Here is an 18,042-nt window from a genome sequence, read left to right on the forward strand (position 1 = left end):
GGTGCTCCCAGAGTCGAACGTGACGGCGCCTCAGGCCGCCCAGCCAGCGCGGCCGGGGTGTGGACCGGGCAGCGATGACCGGGCAGAAAGTGGCGGACGCCGACAGTGGCGCCGCAGTGCCGGCGCAGGGCGGCGAAGTAGAAGTCGCAGGCGTTCGTCATCACGCCGCCCGGCGCACGTTCGCCGCACGGCCGATGACCGCCTTGAGATCCCGTACGACCCCGCCGAGCTGCACGCGGGCGGTCAGGTCGTCGGCGTCGAGGGCGACGGTGAGCCGCACCTCGGCGTGCTCGCGGCCGTCGGCGTCCTGCACGCGGGTGAGAACGGCGCGGCCGAGGCCGGGAACCTCCACGGTGAGCGGGGCGCCCCGGTGCTCGCCGAGGCCGCAGCGGTGGCCCTGCGCGCACCACGCGGGGTGCTCGCCCCGGCGGACGGCGCCGATGCGGCGGTGGTTGAGGGCGCTCATCGGGCGTCCCGGCGGACGCTGGCGAGGTGGTTGTAGATCCAGCGCCCGGCGCGCAGGCGGCGGCCGGAGCCGTCGCAGCGGCGGCAGACCCGGAACGCGCGGCGCGACGGGGACCGGCGCTTGCCGGTGCCGTCGCAGCGCGGACAGGCCTTGAACGGCCAAACCCAGCACGCGAACGCGTAACCGAGCGTGACAGCCACGCCGAGCAGGAACAGGATGATAGTGAGTTTGGTTCGGGGGTCCACGAGTGCCTCCAGGGCCGGTTTTTGGGCGTGAAGGGCTGTGGGCTGCTAGCTACTAGCGCCCAGGTGGGTGATCGGATTGGTTGCTAGCGGGGGTGCTAGCGCTAGCAGGGCTGGCCGCTAGCGCTAGCACCCTGGGCGGGGTCAGTCGCCGCGTGACTTTCGGTCACGCTCCGCGATCGCGTCGAGGACGTCGGCGTGCTTGATGCCGCGCCGGGTGGTGGCCTTACCGTCGATCCGCCGGCCGATGTCGCCGACCTTGACCGCCCGGTGCGGCTTCAGCGCCGTGGACAGTTGCGCAGGCTCCCACCCGCCGTAGACATCGGGCCGCAGCTCCGCGAGCAGGGCGCACAGCGTCTCGTTCCACGCCGCCTTCTCTCCCGCCGGCCAAACCTGCGCGAGGTCGCCGAGCAGGTCGAACGACGGCGCCGCCGCGCGGGTCTGCTCCTCGGGGTTGGGCAGCGTCCCGGCCTTCACCCGCAGCGCGACCGCACGGGCCACGATGCGCTCGGCCGCGGTCGTGTCCACGTAGTACGACCGGACCGGTGAGGGCTTGCCGAACCCGGCCAGGATGCCCCACCCGGCCTCCACGACCGGCTGAAACACGGTGGCGCGGTAGCCGTTCTTGTACGCCGACGTGCCCAGGATCATGTCGTTCGCGGTCTGGTCAGCGACCGAGAGGCAGAACCGGGAGTTGACGTTGCGGGTGATCCCGGTCGGCAAGCTGTCCTTGTCCGGAATCTGCGTCCCGATCAGGATGATGACGCCCAGAGCACGGCCGAGCTTGATGACCTTCTCCAGGATCTCCCCGGCGTCCTTGCCGTACTTGGAGGTCATCAGTTCTTGCAGCTCATCGAACCACGCCACGAGCGGGTGCAGCCCAGACCCCTTGAGGGACGCCAACTCTGGCGTGACCTTGTTCTCCGGGGCCTTGCCGAGCTTGGCGTAATGCGCGATGCGCTGCGAGCGGCGGCGGCACTCCTCGTACAGCCACTCAATGAACGCGAAGCACGCGGCGAGGGTGTCGTCATCGAACCCGTTGCCGTACTCCGCCATCACCGGCGCCGCCACCGCGAAGTCGCCGACGCCCTTCAACTCGTACCCGCGGATCTCCACCCGCGGATCCAGCGCGGCAGCGAGGATCAGGTCCCGCAGCGCGAACGTCTTGCCGCTGCCGGGCTGACCGCCGAACAGGTAGTTGCGGAACATCAGATCGATGTCCACGGCATCCAGCCGCGGGGTGGTGGCGAACGGGAACGCCTTGAACACATCCACCCGCGCCGACGCCGACAGCAGCGGCCACGCGGGCTGCTTCATCGCCGACGCCGGTTCGTAGCCGACCCACAACGCCAGACGGCCCGTGTGCCCCGGCGCGGGCTCCGGCCACACCTGATCCAGCGGCAGCCGCATCGCCGAGGCCAGCTTGCCCCGCCGCGCCACCACATCGGACGCCTCCACCCCGTACGGCAGATCAACGATGGCGAGATGCCCCGGCCCGTCGCGGTGGATCTCGGTCGGGAACGTGATCGCGTTCGGGTCCTTGGCCACCGCGCTGTTGATGGCGGCCATCTGCAACGACGTGAGCGCGCGGCGCACCAGCTCGGCGGTGAGCTTGCGGTACCGGTTGCCCTCCATCACCCGGTCGGTAAGCGGCTTGTCCGCCGGACGCCCCACCCGGGCCAGCACCGGCACCACCAGCGCGGCGGCGGCGTAGCGCCACCACATCGGCCCGAGCGCCACCGCGACCGCTCCGGCCGACATAGCAGCCGCCGACAGGCCGACCACCCACCACCGCCACGTCGACTGCCGCTGACGGCGGGCGTCAAGCTTGAGCCACGCGTCATCGTCACCGCGACTCGCGGCGGCCTGCCGCAACGCCCAGTTCCCCTCTTCCGCGCTGGCCCAGTGCAGCGCCCGCCCGATGCCGCGGAACAGCCCGACCGGCGCGTACACGGCCGTTTTGGCGGCGTACTTCGGCAGCCGCACGCCGTGATACGCCGCGACGTACCCGGCATCCTTCAGCCCGTGCCGGACAGCAGCGCCGAATGCCCGCCGCGACCGCGCCCACTCGGCCAGAATCGGCCGGCGCTTGCTCTGCCGCGCGTACGCCTCAGCCGGGATCTCCCCCGCGGCGTCGACCAGGCCACCGACGCGGCCGGGGCCGCCGTCGACCGCCTCGGCGTCGTCGCCCAGGTCCTCACCGTCGACCGGCGCGGCCGGGCCGGCGCGCCGAGCACGGGCCGCACCGAGGTCGACCACATCGGCCACTTCGTCTTCGTAGGTCTGCCAGTCGAACCCGTTCGGGTCATCGCGTTCCGGGATGTTGCTCGTCATGCTGAAGGTCTCCTGACTCCTTCGAGGGGAAAGGGGACCGGTGCGCGGCCGGATGGCCTAGGAACCGAGGCCGCGCACCGGGCAGAGCTACTCGTGGTTGGCCTGGATCAGGTGGGCCAAGGCCGCGCCCATGCCGAGCACGGCGACGGGCAGGCAGGCGACCGCGGTGGTGATCCACCACGGGGCGTGGGTGATGCCGGCCGCGGTGAGCAGGTGGTAGGCGACCTGGCCGAGGCCACCGAAGACCAGGGAGCCGATCGCGGACCAGCGGGCGAACCGTCGTGCGGCGACCGGGGCGGTCCCTGTGAGCCAGACCGCGAGGGCGTACGCGGCGTAGGTCTCCACGCCGATCGGAAGCGTGATCGCGGTGTTCAGGCTGAACGAGTCGAGGATGCCGGGCAGCGGGTGAACCACGCCGAACCCGGTCAGTTCGCCGAGGCCGACCCACCCGGACCAGATGGCCACGAACGCGGGCAGGGCCAGCAGCACCACCGGCCACGACCGCGGCTTGCGGGCCTTCCCGGCCGGGCGCGGCCCGCTGACGTGCGGGATGTGCTCCGGCTCGGTGATGGTGATGGTGGTGGTGTCCGGGTGTCCGGCCCCCGTGGGCAGCGGCTCCGGCTCGACCGGGGCGGCGGTCGGGAGCGGCTCCACCGGGGTCGGCGGCTCGGCGGGCTCGGTGTCCGGCTCCAGGTCCGGCACGAGGTGCAGCGGGCGGGCCGCGGGCGGCTCCGGCTCGGCCGGCGCCTCGGTGTCGGTGTCGGTGAGGGCCTCCAGCACGGCCGTGGCCTTGGGCGCGCCGATCTTGAATTCCTTCATGAGCGCGTTGCGGGAGGGGGTGTGGCCGAGGCGGTCGGCGAGGTCGCGGGCCTGCGGCAGGAGGGCGGCGATCGGGGGCGGGTAGGCGCTGGGGGCGGTCGCGGTGGTCATGTGGTGGGCTCCTGGTCAGTAGGTGCGGACGCGGCCGGAGACGGTGTGGGCGGCGAGGCGGATCGGACCGACGGCGCGGATGTTGCCGGAGACAGAGCGGGCGTTGAGTTCGCTCGGGGCGGTTGAGGTGACGGTGATGTCGCCCGAGACGGTCTCGATGGAGCCGATGCCGATCAGGTCGGCGACGGTGACGCGGCCGGAGACGGTTTCGAGTTGCGGACCGGCGACCGTGTCGAGCCGGATCGCGCCGGAGGTGCTCTGCACGTAGGCGGTGAGCAGCGGCCCGGTGACGTCGACGGATGCGGCCACCGTCTCGACGCACAGCGAACTGCTCGGCGGCAGCCGGATGTCGATGTCGGTGCCGCTCGCGGCGACCCCGCCGAAGACCATCCCGGTGGTCTGGTGGGCGTTGCCGTGCATGATCAGGCTGCCGTAGACGACGCCCGCGACCATCCCGACGTTGCCGCCTGCGATGTGGATGGGTCCGCCGAACGGCTGTGCCGGGGAGTCCGGCACGTGCACGGAAAGCTGCTGGAAGGACTCGGCGAAGCGCGTGCGGTCGATGACGTCGGCGTCCGGGCCGATGATCGTGACCTCGGCGTGGTCGCGGTCCTCCACGATCACCCGGACCGACCCAGCCGGGACGCGAACATCCACCATCAGGCAGCCAGACGCGGCGGCGGTGTACGTACGAGACTTCATCACAGCCGCCCTCACGCAGCCCGGCGAGGTGCATTGAACCGGCGCATGTACCAGCGCAGCGCCTCGGCGACCACCGCGTCACGCGACCGGCGCAGACGCTGCGCCGTCACCTCGTCCACCGGGCCGTGCGCCGACATGATCCTGATCTGCACATCGAGGAGATCGACCTCCGCCTCAATCAGCGGCATCTCGTCTTCGATGGCCGTCAACTCGGCGGCCGTTGGTTCGTCGTTCAACTCAGGTCCTTTCTAACCGTTCCAGAGATGCGATTCTCTGTTGCGCAACACGTTAGCGATACGCAGGCCAGTTGCGCAAGAGGGTTGCGGTACCGTGTGCGGGTGAGCGATGAACCCACGGGCGATGTCCGAGATGAGCTGACCGCCGCGACGAAGCGCTACCGGCGCACCGAAACCGCCCACGAGCAGGCCAGACAGGAAGCCATCGCGGCCGTGGTCGCGGCACTCAGGGCGGGCGTTCCGCCTACCGAAGTCGAGCGCTTGTCACCCTTCACCGGCGCGTACATCCGCAAGGTCGCACGCGACCACGGCATCCCACCGGCCCCGCCCGGACCGAAGCGCCCGGTAACGGCGTCGTGAACTGTCCCCGTCATGCGTCAAGCACACCAGTTGAGCGGCCGACATAGAACGACAACGATGCGGCAGCCAATCGTCAGGCTGTAGGCATCCGCTAGGCATCCGGCGTCACTACGGCGCTTCGACTACCTGGGGAGGTACCAAAGTGCCGTCGAGCGCGGCAGACGCTACGCCGAACGTCGTGCTGTACAACCTGCGCGACAGCGCCGGCGAAACGCAGCAGGACGTTGCCGAGGCGCTCAACGAGCTGGGGGCTCAGGCCGGTCGAGCGCTCGCCATCACGGCCAACCAAGTGAGCCGGTGGGAGCGAGGTATTACGCGCCCCTCGGCCTTCTACCGCAAGTTGCTCGCGGAGCACTTTGCCGTCTCCGTCGCCGAGCTCGGCCTCACGCGCCCTCGGCTGACCGGCCCGCAACGGGCCGACCAGACGGACGCATTCGCGATCCGCACCGACACAGAGCAGCCCGAGATGCCCCGGCGCGTCGCCGATAGCCAGCAGCAATGGAGGGCGACTCGCCGCGCGCTAAATGTGCACCGGGTCGCCTTGGCGCGCGAAGCCGCCCGCCTCTACGACGACCACTTGCGCATCGGCCAGACCGGGTTGATCGCGCCGCCGAGATGGATGCCGAACGCACCTCTCGACCTGACCGACTTCGGCATCGCGCTCGACAGCAGGACCGATGAGCCGACTGTCATCGGTACCGAGGACGCCAGCGCGCACACGCGCCCACTGGCCAGCGAGGAACGCCGATACGCGCGGTACAGCCAGGCCATCCGCGACGTGGATCACCCGCGCCTGTTCGAAAACCGGCTCGCGTGGCGCCTCACCGGCGTCGACTGGGACCAGGCCGACGCGGCGCTGAGCTTCGGAACGTCCACCTACTTCGGCATGGTCGACACCGCCGAGGCCCTTGCACACGAAATGGCCGCGCAACACGTGACCGGCGCGCCGGGGGGCATCTCATCCGCCTCGTGGCGGGGCCTGACCTTCCGCCGGCACCTCGGCGACCCGTTCGACCTCCACCGCCGCGCCCTGGTCTCCTCCACCGACACCCTGACCATCCGGCTCGACGCGGACGGCGCCTCGTTCGTGCTGCACAACCGAAGCGCGGGCAACGTCGCCGTGGCCGGAGGCATGCTCCACATCATGCCCGCGGGCGTCTTCCAGCCGTCCAGCATTCTGCCCACCGCGCAGGCTGCCGACTTCGACCTGTGGCGCAACATCATGCGCGAGTACAGCGAAGAGTTCCTCGGCAACGCCGAGCACGGCGGCGACGGCAACCCGGCTGACTACGGCACCGAACCGCTCGCCTCGTTCGAGGCTGCCCGCGCCGCCGGCCGAATCCGCGTGTACTGCCTCGGCGTCGCGCTCGACGCGCTCACCCTCTACGGGGAGTTGCTCACCGTCGCGGTCTTCGACGGAGACACGTACGACCGGCTGTTCGCCGACATGGTCGACCACAACGACGAGGGCACCGTGGTCAAGACCGGCAAGGTGCAACCCACCTCAGCCCTGCCGTTCACCCGGCACGTGTTGGATGAGCTGGCCCACGGCGGGCGCCTCGCACCCGCTGCGGCAGGATGTCTTGAACTGGCTTGGCAACACCGCGACACGATCCTCGGGAGGAACTGACGTGCGGGTACTGGTCACCGGCGGACTTGGCTACCTCGGACATGCCGTCACGCTCGAACTCCAGGCCGCCGGCCATGAGGTCACCGTCATGACCCGCGGCCGGGCCGACGCGAAGCCGCCCGCCGGCGCCGAGCTGGTGGAGGGCGATATCCGCGATCGCGAGGGCGTTGCCGGCATCGTGCGCGCCGGGCAGTACGACGGCGTGTGCCACCTGGCCGCGGTCACCCAGGGCCGCGAGTCCTTCGCCGACCCGCTCACGTACTGGGACGTCAACACCGGCGGGACACTCAACCTGTTGTTGGCGCTAGACGCGGTCAAGCACGAGCTGGCGCCCGTCCGGCTTGTCTACGCCTCGTCCCACGTCGTGTACGGCGCGGACTACCAGGAGACGTTGACCGAGGACCTTCCGATGCGGCCGAACAGCCCGTACGGCGCTTCAAAAGCCGCGGCAGAGGATCTCGTACGCGCCTACGCAGCAACCGGCGCCGTCGATGCGATCACGCTGCGGTTCTTCAACCTCGCTGGAGCGGTCGACGGGCTCGGCGACACCGACACCGCCCGCATCATCCCGAACGTCTTCCGTGCGATTACCGGCCAGCTCGAGTACGTCACGCTCAACGGCACAGGGTCGGCGGTGCGCGACTTCGTGCACGTCCGGGATGCGGCCGGAGCGGTGCTCAGCGCCGTTAACGCGGCTCGGCCTGGCGAATGCCACACGTACAACATCGCCAGCGGACGAGGCGTCAGCGTCGCCGACATCATCAAGGCTGCCGAAATGGTGAGCGGCCGGGAAGTCCCGGTGCGGCACAACCCACCGAAGCCGGAGGCACAGCACCTCGTCGCCGACGTCGCGCGCGCCACGCATGACCTCAGTTGGACACCCCGCCACTCGTCGCTAGACGAGATCATCAGAGATGCGTGGAACACCTGGCAGTAGAGCAGCAGAGCGGGCCCGCACGAAAGTTATGTGGCGGCGTCTTTTGCGGCTTCAGGCGGGTTGGAGGTTGCCATAAGGTCGAGCGCCTCGAACAGCCGTTCGGCATACGTATCGGCCGTTTGTCGTACCCAATACTCACGAACGAAAAACAGCCACATCCCGAGCAGAACGGCATGTGCGGCCACAACCAACCACCATGCGCCCGACGTACCGTTGGAATTCCATGCGTAGTAGTCGATGGCGGCGGCAACTCCGACGATGACGAGAGCATATGGTCGGAGCGCGAGCATGTTCCTTGCCCTGTTGTAGGCAATGAGTTCTCGGCGCACCAAGGGAAACTCGTCCTTGCGTGCGCGCACACGGTTGATGAGATGGCGGGTCGCAGCGACGTAAAGCTCATCAGCGCTTGCCGGATTTACTTGCTCCTGGCGCTTCGTTGGTAAGGTAGCGCCATACAGCAGCTCTAACGCCTTCCGGCGGCGCGTGAAGACCGCAAGATTGCCCGCCTCGCTATGCCGAAGCATGTGCGTGGTCGGCATCCCATTCCAGTCCCGAACGAGCCGCACCTCCAAGTCTCTGCCGAGGTTTCTCACCACGATCGCTAGCAGAACCACGAAGCCACTGGCCACGAGAATTGGGAATAGGGCTACCTGCGGCCCCTTGGGAGCAAGCACCGCGCCGGCAATTCCAATCGGCGCAACTGCCCAGAGTCCGGGCAGGGCCCGCGTTCGGCGGGAAAAGTCGTCGAAATGGCTGAGGATGTCGTTAGTCATCGTCGTCCTCGGCGAAGGTGGGAAACTGCGTGGCGACATTCCATCCCGGCCGGACGACGTCCGCGTGCATGACCGCATTGCCCTCAGTGGCCCAAACCCCGCAGCCACGCCGCTTGAGAGCGTTGACCACTTTTGGCGACGGGTGCTTGATGGCCGCCTTGGCGGAGCTAACGTAGGCCGCGCAGGCAGGACTGTACGGCGCACCCCGCTCGCCAAGAATACGGTCAAGGATCGTAGGGCCAACATTGCGTTTGCTGCCGTGGTGCGGCGCCTGAAAGAGAGACAACGGATTCCAGAGGAACGAACCGACAGTGCTCTCATACTCGGCCGCCGCCGGTCCGAGCGCGGGGATTCCAGCATCACCCGTGAACAGCATGCGCTGTTGACTAGCCGTCACCAGTGTGATCACCGACGAATTGTTGCGGGGCGTCGTTTCGCCGTCGTCTGTGAGCGTTTCGAAGGGGAGGGAGGCGAGGGCACGTTCCGCCAGACGCGACGCGCGCTGCAACCAGGTTGCCTGGGCGCTGGCGCTGAACGCGCCGGCCTTCTCCTTGGCCAACTGCTCGCGCAGGTGTTGCTCATAGAAGTCCTCGGTGGGCCCGAGGATGCGGAGCTGCCCATCGAAGCGGACGAGGCCAGTGAACGGCTCGGTCAGAGTGACACCGCGGCGCTTAGCAAGCGCGATCAGGTTATCCAGATTTTCGAGGTTGCTGAAGTCGGACACATCGAAAACGTGACGGCGCGGCTGGTGGATCAACAGCTCGCCGACGTAGAGCTGCTCAAGCACCTTCGTTAGGCCGTTCAGATGATCCATGTCCGGGTGAGTCGAGATCACCAGGTCGACCGTGCTCGTGCCGTAGTACCGCTTGATGTGCTCCACCAGGTCGTCGCCGATGTCGGTGAAGCCACCGTCGATCACGACCACCGCCTCTCGCCCGGTGGCATCGACACTGAACTTCATGGCGATGGCATCACCGCTCTTTCCCCCGTCCTGCTGATCGTTTTCAACCGGCAGGAAGTCGACCTGATACACCTTTACCCTCCGTAGTCATCGTGGCCGCGATCGCACATATGATCGAATCGGCTAGTCAATGTACGCCTCACGCTGCGCACTTGCAACAGGGTATGGCTGTGCCGATATTCCCGGAATGACCTAGCCGAATGGCTCGTCTTGTCTACAGATAGTGACCAGACTGCAAAATACTTAAGATCATGACTGAGGGTGATCGATTACGTGAAGAAAGCCCCTCACGGCGCAGCAAATTCAACGACGTCGAGCCGCAGGCAACGCCGCGTCCGAAGCGGCGTGCCACCGGCGTGCCACAACCGAAAGTTGATCACGGTGTCCAGAGGGGAAGTGCGGGGATTCGGGCCGGTAACACCGTCGTGAGCTGCGCACACGTCAGCCGACTTCTCAAGATCGGTCCTGGCAGTGTGGGGGTCAGGGGTTCGAGTCCCCTCGGCTCCACCCATCGAAATGGCGCTCCCTGCTCAAGGCGGGAGCGCCTTTTCACGTCGGCGACGGGTGGATTCCCCGCGCACCCGTGTCCCCGCCGCATCGGAAAGCGGGGTTAGCATCGGGCCATGCCCCTGGCCGCCGAGTACGTCGATCGGTTCGAGGCCTCCCGGCGGCGCCTGGAGGCCATCGCGTATCGCATGCTCGGCTCCGCCGCCGAGGCCGAGGATGCCGTGCAGGAGACCTATCTGCGCTGGCAGGCCTCCGACGTCGGGCGGATCGAGGTGCCCGAGGCGTGGCTCACCAAGGTGCTCACCAACCTGTGCCTGAACCAGCTCACCTCGGCGCGGGCGCGGCGGGAGACGTACGTCGGGCAGTGGCTCCCCGAACCGCTCCTCGCCGGCGATCCCATGCTCGGGCCGGCCGACACCGCCGAGCAGCGGGAATCGCTGTCGTACGCGGTGCTGGTCCTCCTGGAGCGCCTGTCCCCCAACGAGCGGGCCGTGTACGTGCTGCGCGAGGCGTTCGACTACCCGCACCGCGAGATTGCCGGGATCCTCGACCTGACCGAGGCCTCCAGCCAGCAGATCCTGCACCGCGCCAAGCAGCACGTCGCCGACGGCAAGCAGCGCACCGCGGTCGACGCCGCGGCCGCGCGGAGGGTCGTCGAGGAGTTCCTGGCCGCGGCCACGAGCGGGCAGACCGAGCCGCTCGTGCGCCTGCTCACCGCGGACGCCGTGTCGATCGGCGACGGCGGGGGCAAGGTGCCGGCGCGGGCCAAGGCGTTCGAGGGAGCGGCCGCGGTCGCCCGGTTCGTCTGGGGTCTGTTCCGCCCCGGTACGGCCAAAGAGAAGCTCATCGGCGGCCGCCCGGAGATCTACCCGTGGACGGCGAACGGCGGCCCGGCCGCGATCGCGGTGATCGGCGACCGCGTCGTCGGCGTGATGTGCCTGGAGGTCACCGAGGCCGGCATCACCGCGGTCCTCAACCAGGTGAACCCCGACAAGCTCGAGCGCGCCACGGCCCGGTGGAACGCGACCGACCACGGAAAAGCGCTGTTCACGGCGCTGTGAGCCGCTTCACAGCCCGCTCCTGTCATGAATCGCGGCCCCGCCCGGCTCAAAGGGCACAAGCCGCACAGGACAGGAGCACACCATGCACCGCATCGTCGTACTGGGCGCCGGCTACTCCGGAGCCATCGCCGCCGGCCGCCTCGCCAAGCGCCTGCGCCGCGAGGACGTCGCCATCACCCTGGTCAACGCCGAACCCGACTTCGTCGAGCGCGTCCGCATGCACCAGCTCGCCACCGGCCAGCAGCTCAAGCCCCGCCCCCTGGACAGCATGTTCGCGGGCACCGGCGTCGAGGTCCGCATCGCCCGGGTGACGGCCATCGACACCGACCACAAGACGGTCTCCCTGGCCGGCGCCGAGGACCTCGCCTACGACACCCTCGTCTACGCCTTGGGGAGCGGTTGGAATGCCCAAGCCGCATCCGGTACCGCTGAGCATGCCTTTGAAATCGCCGGCCGCCCGGGCGCGCTCCGGCTCCGCGAGCGCCTCGCCAACCTCCCGAACGGCACACCCGTCACCGTGGTGGGCGGCGGCCTCACCGGCATCGAGGCGGCCACCGAATTCGCCGAGTCCCGCCCCGACCTCGACATCGCCCTGATCACCACCGGCGAACTCGGCGACTGGCTCTCCCCGAAGGGCCGCGCCTACGTCCACAAGGTCTTCGACGGCCTGCGCATCACCGTCCACGCCAACACCACCGTCACCGCGGTGGAGCCGGACCACGTGACGACGTCGGACGGCCGCACCATCCCGGCCACGGTCACCGTGTGGACGGGCGGCTTCGCGGTCCACCCGATCGCCGCCGCCACCACCCTGCAGGTCACCGAGGCGGGCCAGATCGTCGTCGACGAGTACATGCGCTCCGTCTCCCACCCGGACGTGTACGCCATCGGCGACGCCGCCTACGCCATCGGCCCGGCCGACAAGCCCCTGCGCATGTCGTGCGCCTCGGGCACCCCGGAGGCCTGGCAGGCCGCGGACGCGATCGCCGCCCGCCTGACCGGCGGCAAGCTCCCGCACGCCCCGTTGCGCTACTTCAACCAGTGCATCTCGCTGGGCCGCAAGGAAGGCCTCATCCAGTACGTCACGGCCGACGACCGAGCCGTGCCGGCCGCACTGACGGGGCGGTTGGCCGCGCTGTACAAGGAACTGGTCTGCAAGGGCGCGGCGTGGAGCGTCGCCAACCCGATGCTCGGCATGCCGACCCGCCGCCGCCCGGTCACCACGCCGAGCGGTGCCAAGGCCGCCGCGACCGCCAGGACCGCGGTGTAACCCGACGGAGAACCGGGCCGGGTGCCGGAATACTTTCCGCAACCGGCCCGCCATTCGTCAATATTTACGGCCGCGTCGAGGCTTATTCACAAAAGCCGATCACCCTCGATGCCGAAAAGTCGGACCGGGCCGGCAGGTTTGCCATCCGCATCGCTGTGGGTAGCGCTCCGCTCGGGCATGGTGACATATGTCAGCCCAAGGATGAACCAGGAGAACTCGATCACCGCCGGGTCCGCATGGCCCGGCGAGGCCTTCAAGAAGGGAAACTCGCTGGTCGGAGGGCTGCGACCCCGGGGGTACAGGAGTCGGCGGATGCGCTAGGGTTTGCGCGCGGACGCGCGTGCGCCCGTCGAGATTTCGCGCGGTCGTGTCGTCCGCATGAGCGCGCACTCCCCACGGTAGCCTGTTCGCAACATCGCAGCGGAGGACGCAAGACGTGGAGACAACCCGCGCCGTCATCGAGTCGCAGTCCCACCGGGCCGGCGACATTTCGCTGCAGCTTCTCCTCACCGTGCGGGATGACGAGTCGGCGCTTGCCAAGTCGATCCGGAGGGTCACCGATGCCGCTCGGCGGGGTCGCCCGAACTCGGTCGCAGCGTTCAACAACTACATCTGACGCTGCCGCCAAGCCGATAGGCCAGGTTCTGCTGAAGATCCATAGTCGCTGCAACCTTTCCTGCGACTATTGCTACGTATATACGCACGTCGATCAAACGTGGCGCAATCAACCCAACGTCATGCCGGATCACGTGGTTGAGCAGGCCGCACGCCGGATCGCCGAGCATGCGGAAATTCATGATCTTAAATTAGTAACCGTGATCTTACACGGTGGTGAGCCGCTGCTCGCCGGGAAAGCGATGATCAGGCGCACGGTCGAGACCGTGCGGTCACGAGTCCGCCCGCAGACGAGTATTTCCTGGCATCTCCAGACGAACGGCCTGTTACTGGACGACGAATTCCTCCGCCTGTTCGAGGAGTGCGGCATCCGAATCGGCGTGAGCCTCGATGGCGGCCAGGAGCAGAATGACCGCCGCCGGGTATTCGCGAATGGCCGGGGAAGCTATACGGCCGTCGCCTCGGCACTGCACCGGCTCGCGGCTCGCCCCGACCGATACGGCGGCATTCTGTGCACGATTCATCTGGACAACGATCCGCTGGACGTCTATCGCGAATTGCTGTCCTTCGCGCCGCCCCGCATCGATTTCCTGCTGCCGCACGGAAACTGGACCACGCCGCCGCCCGGAAGGGACCCGGGCACCCCGGACACCCCGTATGCCGATTGGCTGATCCCGATTTTCGACGAATGGTTCGGCGCGCCGGCCCAGCCGACCGGCATCCGGCTCTTCGAGTCGATACTCGACCTGCTGCTCGGCGGCTCCAGCAGCAGCGAGGCGATCGGGCTCGACCCGGTCGACCTGCTCATCGTGGAGACGGACGGCTCCATCGAGCAGGGTGACGCGCTGAAGACCACCGAGCCGGGCATGGCCGCGACCGGCCTGCACATCCGGACGGCGAGCTTCGACGATGCGCTGGCACAGCCGGGGTTCCAGGCCCGGCAGGGCGGGCTCGCGGGGCTGCCGGCGACGTGCCGGGCCTGCCCGGTCGTCAGCGTCTGCGGCGGCGGCCTGCAGGCGCACCGGTACCGCGCGGAGAACGGCTTCGACAACCCGTCCGTGTACTGCCCGGACCTGATGAAGCTGATCCGCCACGCGTACGGGCGGATGGCGGAGCAGCTTCAGCCGGGCTGACGGCCGATCACAGCTGGGACAGGTCGATCTCGCAGTCCCATCGCTCGCGGCTCGCGATCGCCGCGGTGATCGGGTGCTCGCGGCCGAGCGACCGGACCGCGAGCGCGTGCAGCACCGTCCGGAAGTCGTCCAGCCCGTCGGTGTCGCCGAGCATCGCCCGGCTCGACGCCACGTTGCACCCGGCGACGAGCCGCTCCGGGTGGGCCGCGCCGAGCACCTGCTCCATCCGGGTGTACGCGTCGAGTTCCATCGCCAGCGCCGCGGCCGGATCGCCGGCCGCGAACCGCGTGTTCGCCCCGATGATCGTGCACTGCAACGCGTTCGGGTGGTCGGGGCCGAACGCCTCCACCAGGCTCTCCAGCGCGTCGTCGGCCTCGAACCGGGCCGTGTCGACCTCCCCGGCCCGGCGCAGGATGACCGCCAGGTTGGCGCTCGCACCGAGCGAGAACGAGTCGTCGCGGCCGAACTTGTCCAGGCAGCGGTCCACGCACTCCTGCTGCAGCCGGAGCGCCTCGGTCTGGTTGCCCAGCCCCGAGAACGTCATGGCCAGCGTGTTCAGGCAGTGCAACCGGTCCTGATGGTCGAGCGGCCGGTCCGCCTGGTACGCGTCGCGCACCAGGTCGCGGGCGACCTCGAGTTCGCCGAGCCGCCGATGGGTGGCGGCCAGCTCGACGGAGGCCCGCAACGCCGTCGGGTCGTGCTCGCCCAGCAGGGTCCGGCAGCCGTTCAGCGTGGTCTCCAGCAGCCGGCGCGAGCCCCGGTAGTCGCCGACGAAGCGCATCATGCGTCCGTAGCTGACCGCCGAGTAGAGCGTGTCGGGATGCCGCTCCGACAGCAGCCGCCGGCGTCCCGCGTACGCGCTGGCGTGCAGCCGCAGCGCCTCCTGGTAGTCGCCCACCCGCTCGAGTTGCACCGCGAGGTTGTTCATCGCGCGATAGGTCCGCCGGTGCTCCGGACCGAACAGGTCGACCGAGTTGCTCAGCGCCTCTTCGAGCAGGCCCCGGGAGCGCTCGTACTGCCCCTGCGGCCACAGATCCGCCGCGAGTCCGGCCATGCTCATGATGCTGTACTGGTTGCGCGGGCCGATCGACCCCATCAGCCCCGCGTAGGCGATCTCACTGAGCGCCAGGCTGCGGTCCAGATCGCCGGCGGCCCGCACCGCGTTGGCCAGAAACACCGTCGCGATCAGTGACTTCTCGTCGTCGGCCGGCCGTTGCGACGACCAGACCTTCAGGGCCGCGTCGGCGAGCTCGGCGCTGCCGGCGAAGTCGGATCGGCGGTAGAGGTACCGGATCACCTCGAGGACCAGTTGCCGCGTGGCGTCCTCGGTGGCGTGCAGCGCGTCGGAGGTGACGACGTGCGGCCAGAGCGCGTCCCAGCGGTCCCAGGTCTCCGGGCGGTCGGAGTCGCCCGGGGCGGCCTCGACCAGGATGCGGTGGACCTGGCGGCGGTACATGTCGGCGCCCTCGATCGGCAGGCTCTCCCGGATCACCGCGAGCACCAGCCGGTGCATCTGCAGCGACTCCTCGGCCTCGTCGAAGGTCGCCAGGCCGAACCGGCGCACCTCGGCGATCAGGTTGCCGAAGGCCACGTCGTCCCGCAGACCCGGGTCGTCGCCGGCCACGAAGTCGATCAGGTCGTGGCTGTACAACAGCGAGGCCGGCACCGGCTCCGGGCCGAAGAACGCCATCAGCTCGACGAGCCGGGCCGCGGCCGGGGAACGCCCGCGGAGCTGGTCCAGCGACAGCAGCCAGGTGATCGCGCCCGCCCGCTCGTAGCCCGCCGGCGGGTTCTCGGCGAGCATCCGGGAGAGCTGGCTGTCGACCAGCGCGAGGTACCGCTCCACCGGCATTCTGGTCGCGGCCAGCCAGGACCCGGCCTGCTCGATGGCGAGCGGCAGGTCGCCCAGGCGCTCGGCGACCCGGTCGGCCTCGGCCGGGCTGAGGGCGGGCAGCCGCAGCCGCAGCAGCTCGACGCTCTCCTCGCGGCTGAACGGCATGACCTCGATGCCCTCGATCGAGTCGCCCCAGGCCGGGCTGCGCGAGGTGATCAGCACATGCCCGGGGCCGTCCGGGATCAGGCCGTTGAGGTCGGACGGATCCCGGGCCGAGTCGAAGATGATCAGCCAGCGCGGGAACGGCCGGCCCTGCCGCAGCGCGTCCAGCAGCAGCCGGATCCGCTCCGCGGAGGTCTCGGTCGCCGGCACGTGCAGGTCGTCGGCGAGGTCGACGAGGTTGGCGCGCACCATGCTGCTCTGCGCCGCCGGCACCCACCACACCACGTCGTAGTCGGCGGCGAAGCGGTGCGCGTACTCGGTCGCGATCTGGGTCTTCCCGACGCCGCCGAGGCCGCTGATCGCCACGGGCGCGGTCGAATCCGAGCGCGGCGACAGGTGCTCGCGGATCGTGGCGAGCACCTCCCGGCGGCCGGTGAAGCTCAGGTTTCGCAGGGGCAGTCGCTGGACCGCGGGAGGATTGCCCGGGTAGCGCGGCTCGTCGAGGCCGCCCGTCCGCGGCTCGTTCACCGGCCAGTTCAGCGCGGTGAGCAACGCGGTGCGGGCCCGATCCGCGGTCATGCCCGACAGTTCGATGGCCCCGAACCCCTCGAGTTCCAGCGGCGGGTTCGCGCCGTCGAGCGAGATGGGCAGGACCGTCGGCCGGCGCAGGCTCACGTTCGCCGAGCGGCGCAGCCACTCCGCGCTCTCCGGCGGAAGGCGGTACGACGCCGAGAGCAGCACGGCCACCAGGTCGACGTGCGGGTCGGGTTCGGGCGTGGGGGCGGTGGTGTCGCGCAGTACCGTCGGAAGCCCCACCTCGTTCAGGACGCCCGAGATCCACTCGGCCCACATGCGGTCCTCGGCCGCGTGGCTGATCAGGACGCGGGTCATCGCGCGCGGGCGGGTGCGCTCGAACTTGGCCAGCCAGAAGCGGCGCACCGACTCGTCCATCGGGGTGGCGTCGGGCAGGTCGCGGGGGCCGGCGATGCGGCGGGCGAGGCGCTCGTACGCGGCCAGGAGCGTGGCGGGCTGGCCCGGGCGGTCGCCGAAGACGCTGAGGATCTCCTCGTAGGCGTAGTAGACGCGGTACGGGATTTCGACCTCGGCCCAGTACCGTGTCATCTGCTCGACGTCGAGGTCGTCGAGGAACTGCGCGAACCGCAGCCACGCGTGATCGCGCCCCGCGTCGAGTTTGCCCTTCTCGCCGTCTTCGACCCGCATCGGTACCGGCAGCTGGCGCACCGGATCGTCGAGGCGCTGGTTGCGGATGGAGCGGGCGACCGTCACGGCGCCGTCGATGCTCTGGGTGCTCAGGGTGAAGCAGTTGACCACGGTGTCCGGCATGAGCACGGTGCAGATGCCGGCGCTGTCGCTGAGCCCGGTCCGGCTGTCGATGAGGACGAAGTCGTAGAGCTCGCGCATGTTGTCGCGCAGGGCGGCCAGGAACGCGGCGCCGCCGAGCCCGTCGTAGAAGCTCGGCCAGTCGAACGTGCTCACGGTGGCCGAGTACGCCGGCCCCTGGCGCCCCGCGGGCAGCAGGTCCAGCTCGCCGCCGCCGGCGAAGCGCCAGTCCAGCGACACGGCGTACCGGCGCACGTCGGCGGCCGGCAGGTCGGCCGGGTCCGGCTGGCTGGCGGCGATCGCGGCGTACTCGCGGATCAGGTCGATGACGCCGTCGGAGGTGTGCAGCTGCGGGTCCTTGAGGAACGGGTGGAAGAACCGGTGCACGCCCGGCGACTCCAGGTCCCAGTCGACCACGAGGACGCGGTGGCCGGCGCTGGCCAGGATCCACGCGACGTTGGCCACGGCCATCGTGCGGCCGGTGCCGCCCTTGTACGAGTAGAAGGTGACGACCTGGCCGGGTCCGCGCTGGTCGTGGGTCATCGTGT

General features: G+C 69.4%; 16 protein-coding genes. 7 read left to right on the forward strand and 9 right to left on the reverse strand.

Annotated features, from left to right (window positions below; genetic code table 11):
* Positions 1-160 precede the first annotated feature (160 nt).
* The 6 genes from ACQPZ4_RS46475 to ACQPZ4_RS46500 form a co-directional block, all read right to left on the reverse strand.
* Positions 161-466, reverse strand: coding sequence for a hypothetical protein (locus ACQPZ4_RS46475; RefSeq protein ID WP_433051688.1), 306 nt, complete (start codon positions 464-466; stop codon positions 161-163).
* Complete coding sequence (locus ACQPZ4_RS46480; protein WP_433051691.1) at positions 463-711, reverse strand: hypothetical protein; 249 nt, start codon at positions 709-711, stop codon at positions 463-465. The genes ACQPZ4_RS46475 and ACQPZ4_RS46480 overlap by 4 nt, the downstream gene beginning before the upstream one ends.
* A gap of 141 nt (positions 712-852) precedes the next feature.
* On the reverse strand, positions 853-3,042 hold the full coding sequence (locus ACQPZ4_RS46485) for a cell division protein FtsK (protein ID WP_433051694.1): 2,190 nt from the start codon (positions 3,040-3,042) through the stop codon (positions 853-855).
* An 87-nt stretch (positions 3,043-3,129) separates the two neighbouring features.
* Positions 3,130-3,972: an ABC transporter permease gene (locus tag ACQPZ4_RS46490; protein WP_433051697.1), complete on the reverse strand. Its 843-nt coding sequence runs from the start codon at positions 3,970-3,972 to the stop codon at positions 3,130-3,132.
* Positions 3,973-3,987: 15 nt separating this feature from the next.
* The gene (locus ACQPZ4_RS46495) at positions 3,988-4,674 is read right to left on the reverse strand and encodes a DUF4097 family beta strand repeat-containing protein (protein WP_433051700.1); all 687 of its coding nucleotides are present in this window, start codon (positions 4,672-4,674) and stop codon (positions 3,988-3,990) included.
* Between the two features lie 11 nt (positions 4,675-4,685).
* Positions 4,686-4,910, reverse strand: coding sequence for a DUF6284 family protein (locus ACQPZ4_RS46500; RefSeq protein WP_433051703.1), 225 nt, complete (start codon positions 4,908-4,910; stop codon positions 4,686-4,688).
* 102 nt (positions 4,911-5,012) lie between these two features.
* On the opposite strand from ACQPZ4_RS46500, the gene ACQPZ4_RS46505 reads away from it, so the two are divergent.
* The 3 genes from ACQPZ4_RS46505 to ACQPZ4_RS46515 all read left to right on the forward strand — a co-directional run bounded on the left by ACQPZ4_RS46505 (position 5,013) and on the right by ACQPZ4_RS46515 (position 7,837).
* The gene (locus ACQPZ4_RS46505) at positions 5,013-5,270 is read left to right on the forward strand and encodes a hypothetical protein (protein WP_433051706.1); all 258 of its coding nucleotides are present in this window, start codon (positions 5,013-5,015) and stop codon (positions 5,268-5,270) included.
* Positions 5,271-5,448: 178 nt separating this feature from the next.
* On the forward strand, positions 5,449-6,900 hold the full coding sequence (locus ACQPZ4_RS46510; RefSeq protein WP_433051709.1) for an XRE family transcriptional regulator: 1,452 nt from the start codon (positions 5,449-5,451) through the stop codon (positions 6,898-6,900).
* 1 nt (position 6,901) lies between these two features.
* The gene (locus ACQPZ4_RS46515; protein ID WP_433051712.1) at positions 6,902-7,837 is read left to right on the forward strand and encodes an NAD-dependent epimerase/dehydratase family protein; all 936 of its coding nucleotides are present in this window, start codon (positions 6,902-6,904) and stop codon (positions 7,835-7,837) included.
* A 26-nt stretch (positions 7,838-7,863) separates the two neighbouring features.
* Here ACQPZ4_RS46515 and ACQPZ4_RS46520 read toward each other — a convergent pair whose 3' ends face one another.
* Both ACQPZ4_RS46520 and ACQPZ4_RS46525 read right to left on the reverse strand, forming a co-directional pair.
* Complete coding sequence (locus ACQPZ4_RS46520; RefSeq protein WP_433051715.1) at positions 7,864-8,610, reverse strand: hypothetical protein; 747 nt, start codon at positions 8,608-8,610, stop codon at positions 7,864-7,866.
* Positions 8,603-9,643, reverse strand: a complete 1,041-nt coding sequence (locus ACQPZ4_RS46525) for a ComEC/Rec2 family competence protein (RefSeq protein ID WP_433051718.1) — start codon at positions 9,641-9,643, stop codon at positions 8,603-8,605. The genes ACQPZ4_RS46520 and ACQPZ4_RS46525 overlap by 8 nt, the downstream gene beginning before the upstream one ends.
* A gap of 551 nt (positions 9,644-10,194) precedes the next feature.
* On the opposite strand from ACQPZ4_RS46525, the gene sigJ reads away from it, so the two are divergent.
* The 4 genes from sigJ (at position 10,195) to ACQPZ4_RS46545 (ending at position 14,157) form a co-directional block, all read left to right on the forward strand.
* The gene (gene sigJ / locus ACQPZ4_RS46530; protein ID WP_433051721.1) at positions 10,195-11,139 is read left to right on the forward strand and encodes an RNA polymerase sigma factor SigJ; all 945 of its coding nucleotides are present in this window, start codon (positions 10,195-10,197) and stop codon (positions 11,137-11,139) included.
* Between the two features lie 82 nt (positions 11,140-11,221).
* Positions 11,222-12,409, forward strand: a complete 1,188-nt coding sequence (locus tag ACQPZ4_RS46535) for an NAD(P)/FAD-dependent oxidoreductase (RefSeq protein WP_433051724.1) — start codon at positions 11,222-11,224, stop codon at positions 12,407-12,409.
* Positions 12,410-12,845: 436 nt separating this feature from the next.
* Positions 12,846-13,025, forward strand: a complete 180-nt coding sequence (locus ACQPZ4_RS46540) for a hypothetical protein (RefSeq protein WP_433051727.1) — start codon at positions 12,846-12,848, stop codon at positions 13,023-13,025.
* Positions 12,970-14,157, forward strand: a complete 1,188-nt coding sequence (locus ACQPZ4_RS46545) for an FxsB family cyclophane-forming radical SAM/SPASM peptide maturase (RefSeq protein ID WP_433051730.1) — start codon at positions 12,970-12,972, stop codon at positions 14,155-14,157. The genes ACQPZ4_RS46540 and ACQPZ4_RS46545 overlap by 56 nt, the downstream gene beginning before the upstream one ends.
* A gap of 7 nt (positions 14,158-14,164) precedes the next feature.
* Here ACQPZ4_RS46545 and fxsT read toward each other — a convergent pair whose 3' ends face one another.
* Positions 14,165-18,037, reverse strand: coding sequence for an FxSxx-COOH system tetratricopeptide repeat protein (gene fxsT, locus ACQPZ4_RS46550; protein WP_433051733.1), 3,873 nt, complete (start codon positions 18,035-18,037; stop codon positions 14,165-14,167).
* Positions 18,038-18,042: the final 5 nt, after the last annotated feature.

It is taken from the genome of Dactylosporangium sp. CS-033363, assembly GCF_050942475.1.
GTDB lineage: Bacteria > Actinomycetota > Actinomycetes > Mycobacteriales > Micromonosporaceae > Dactylosporangium.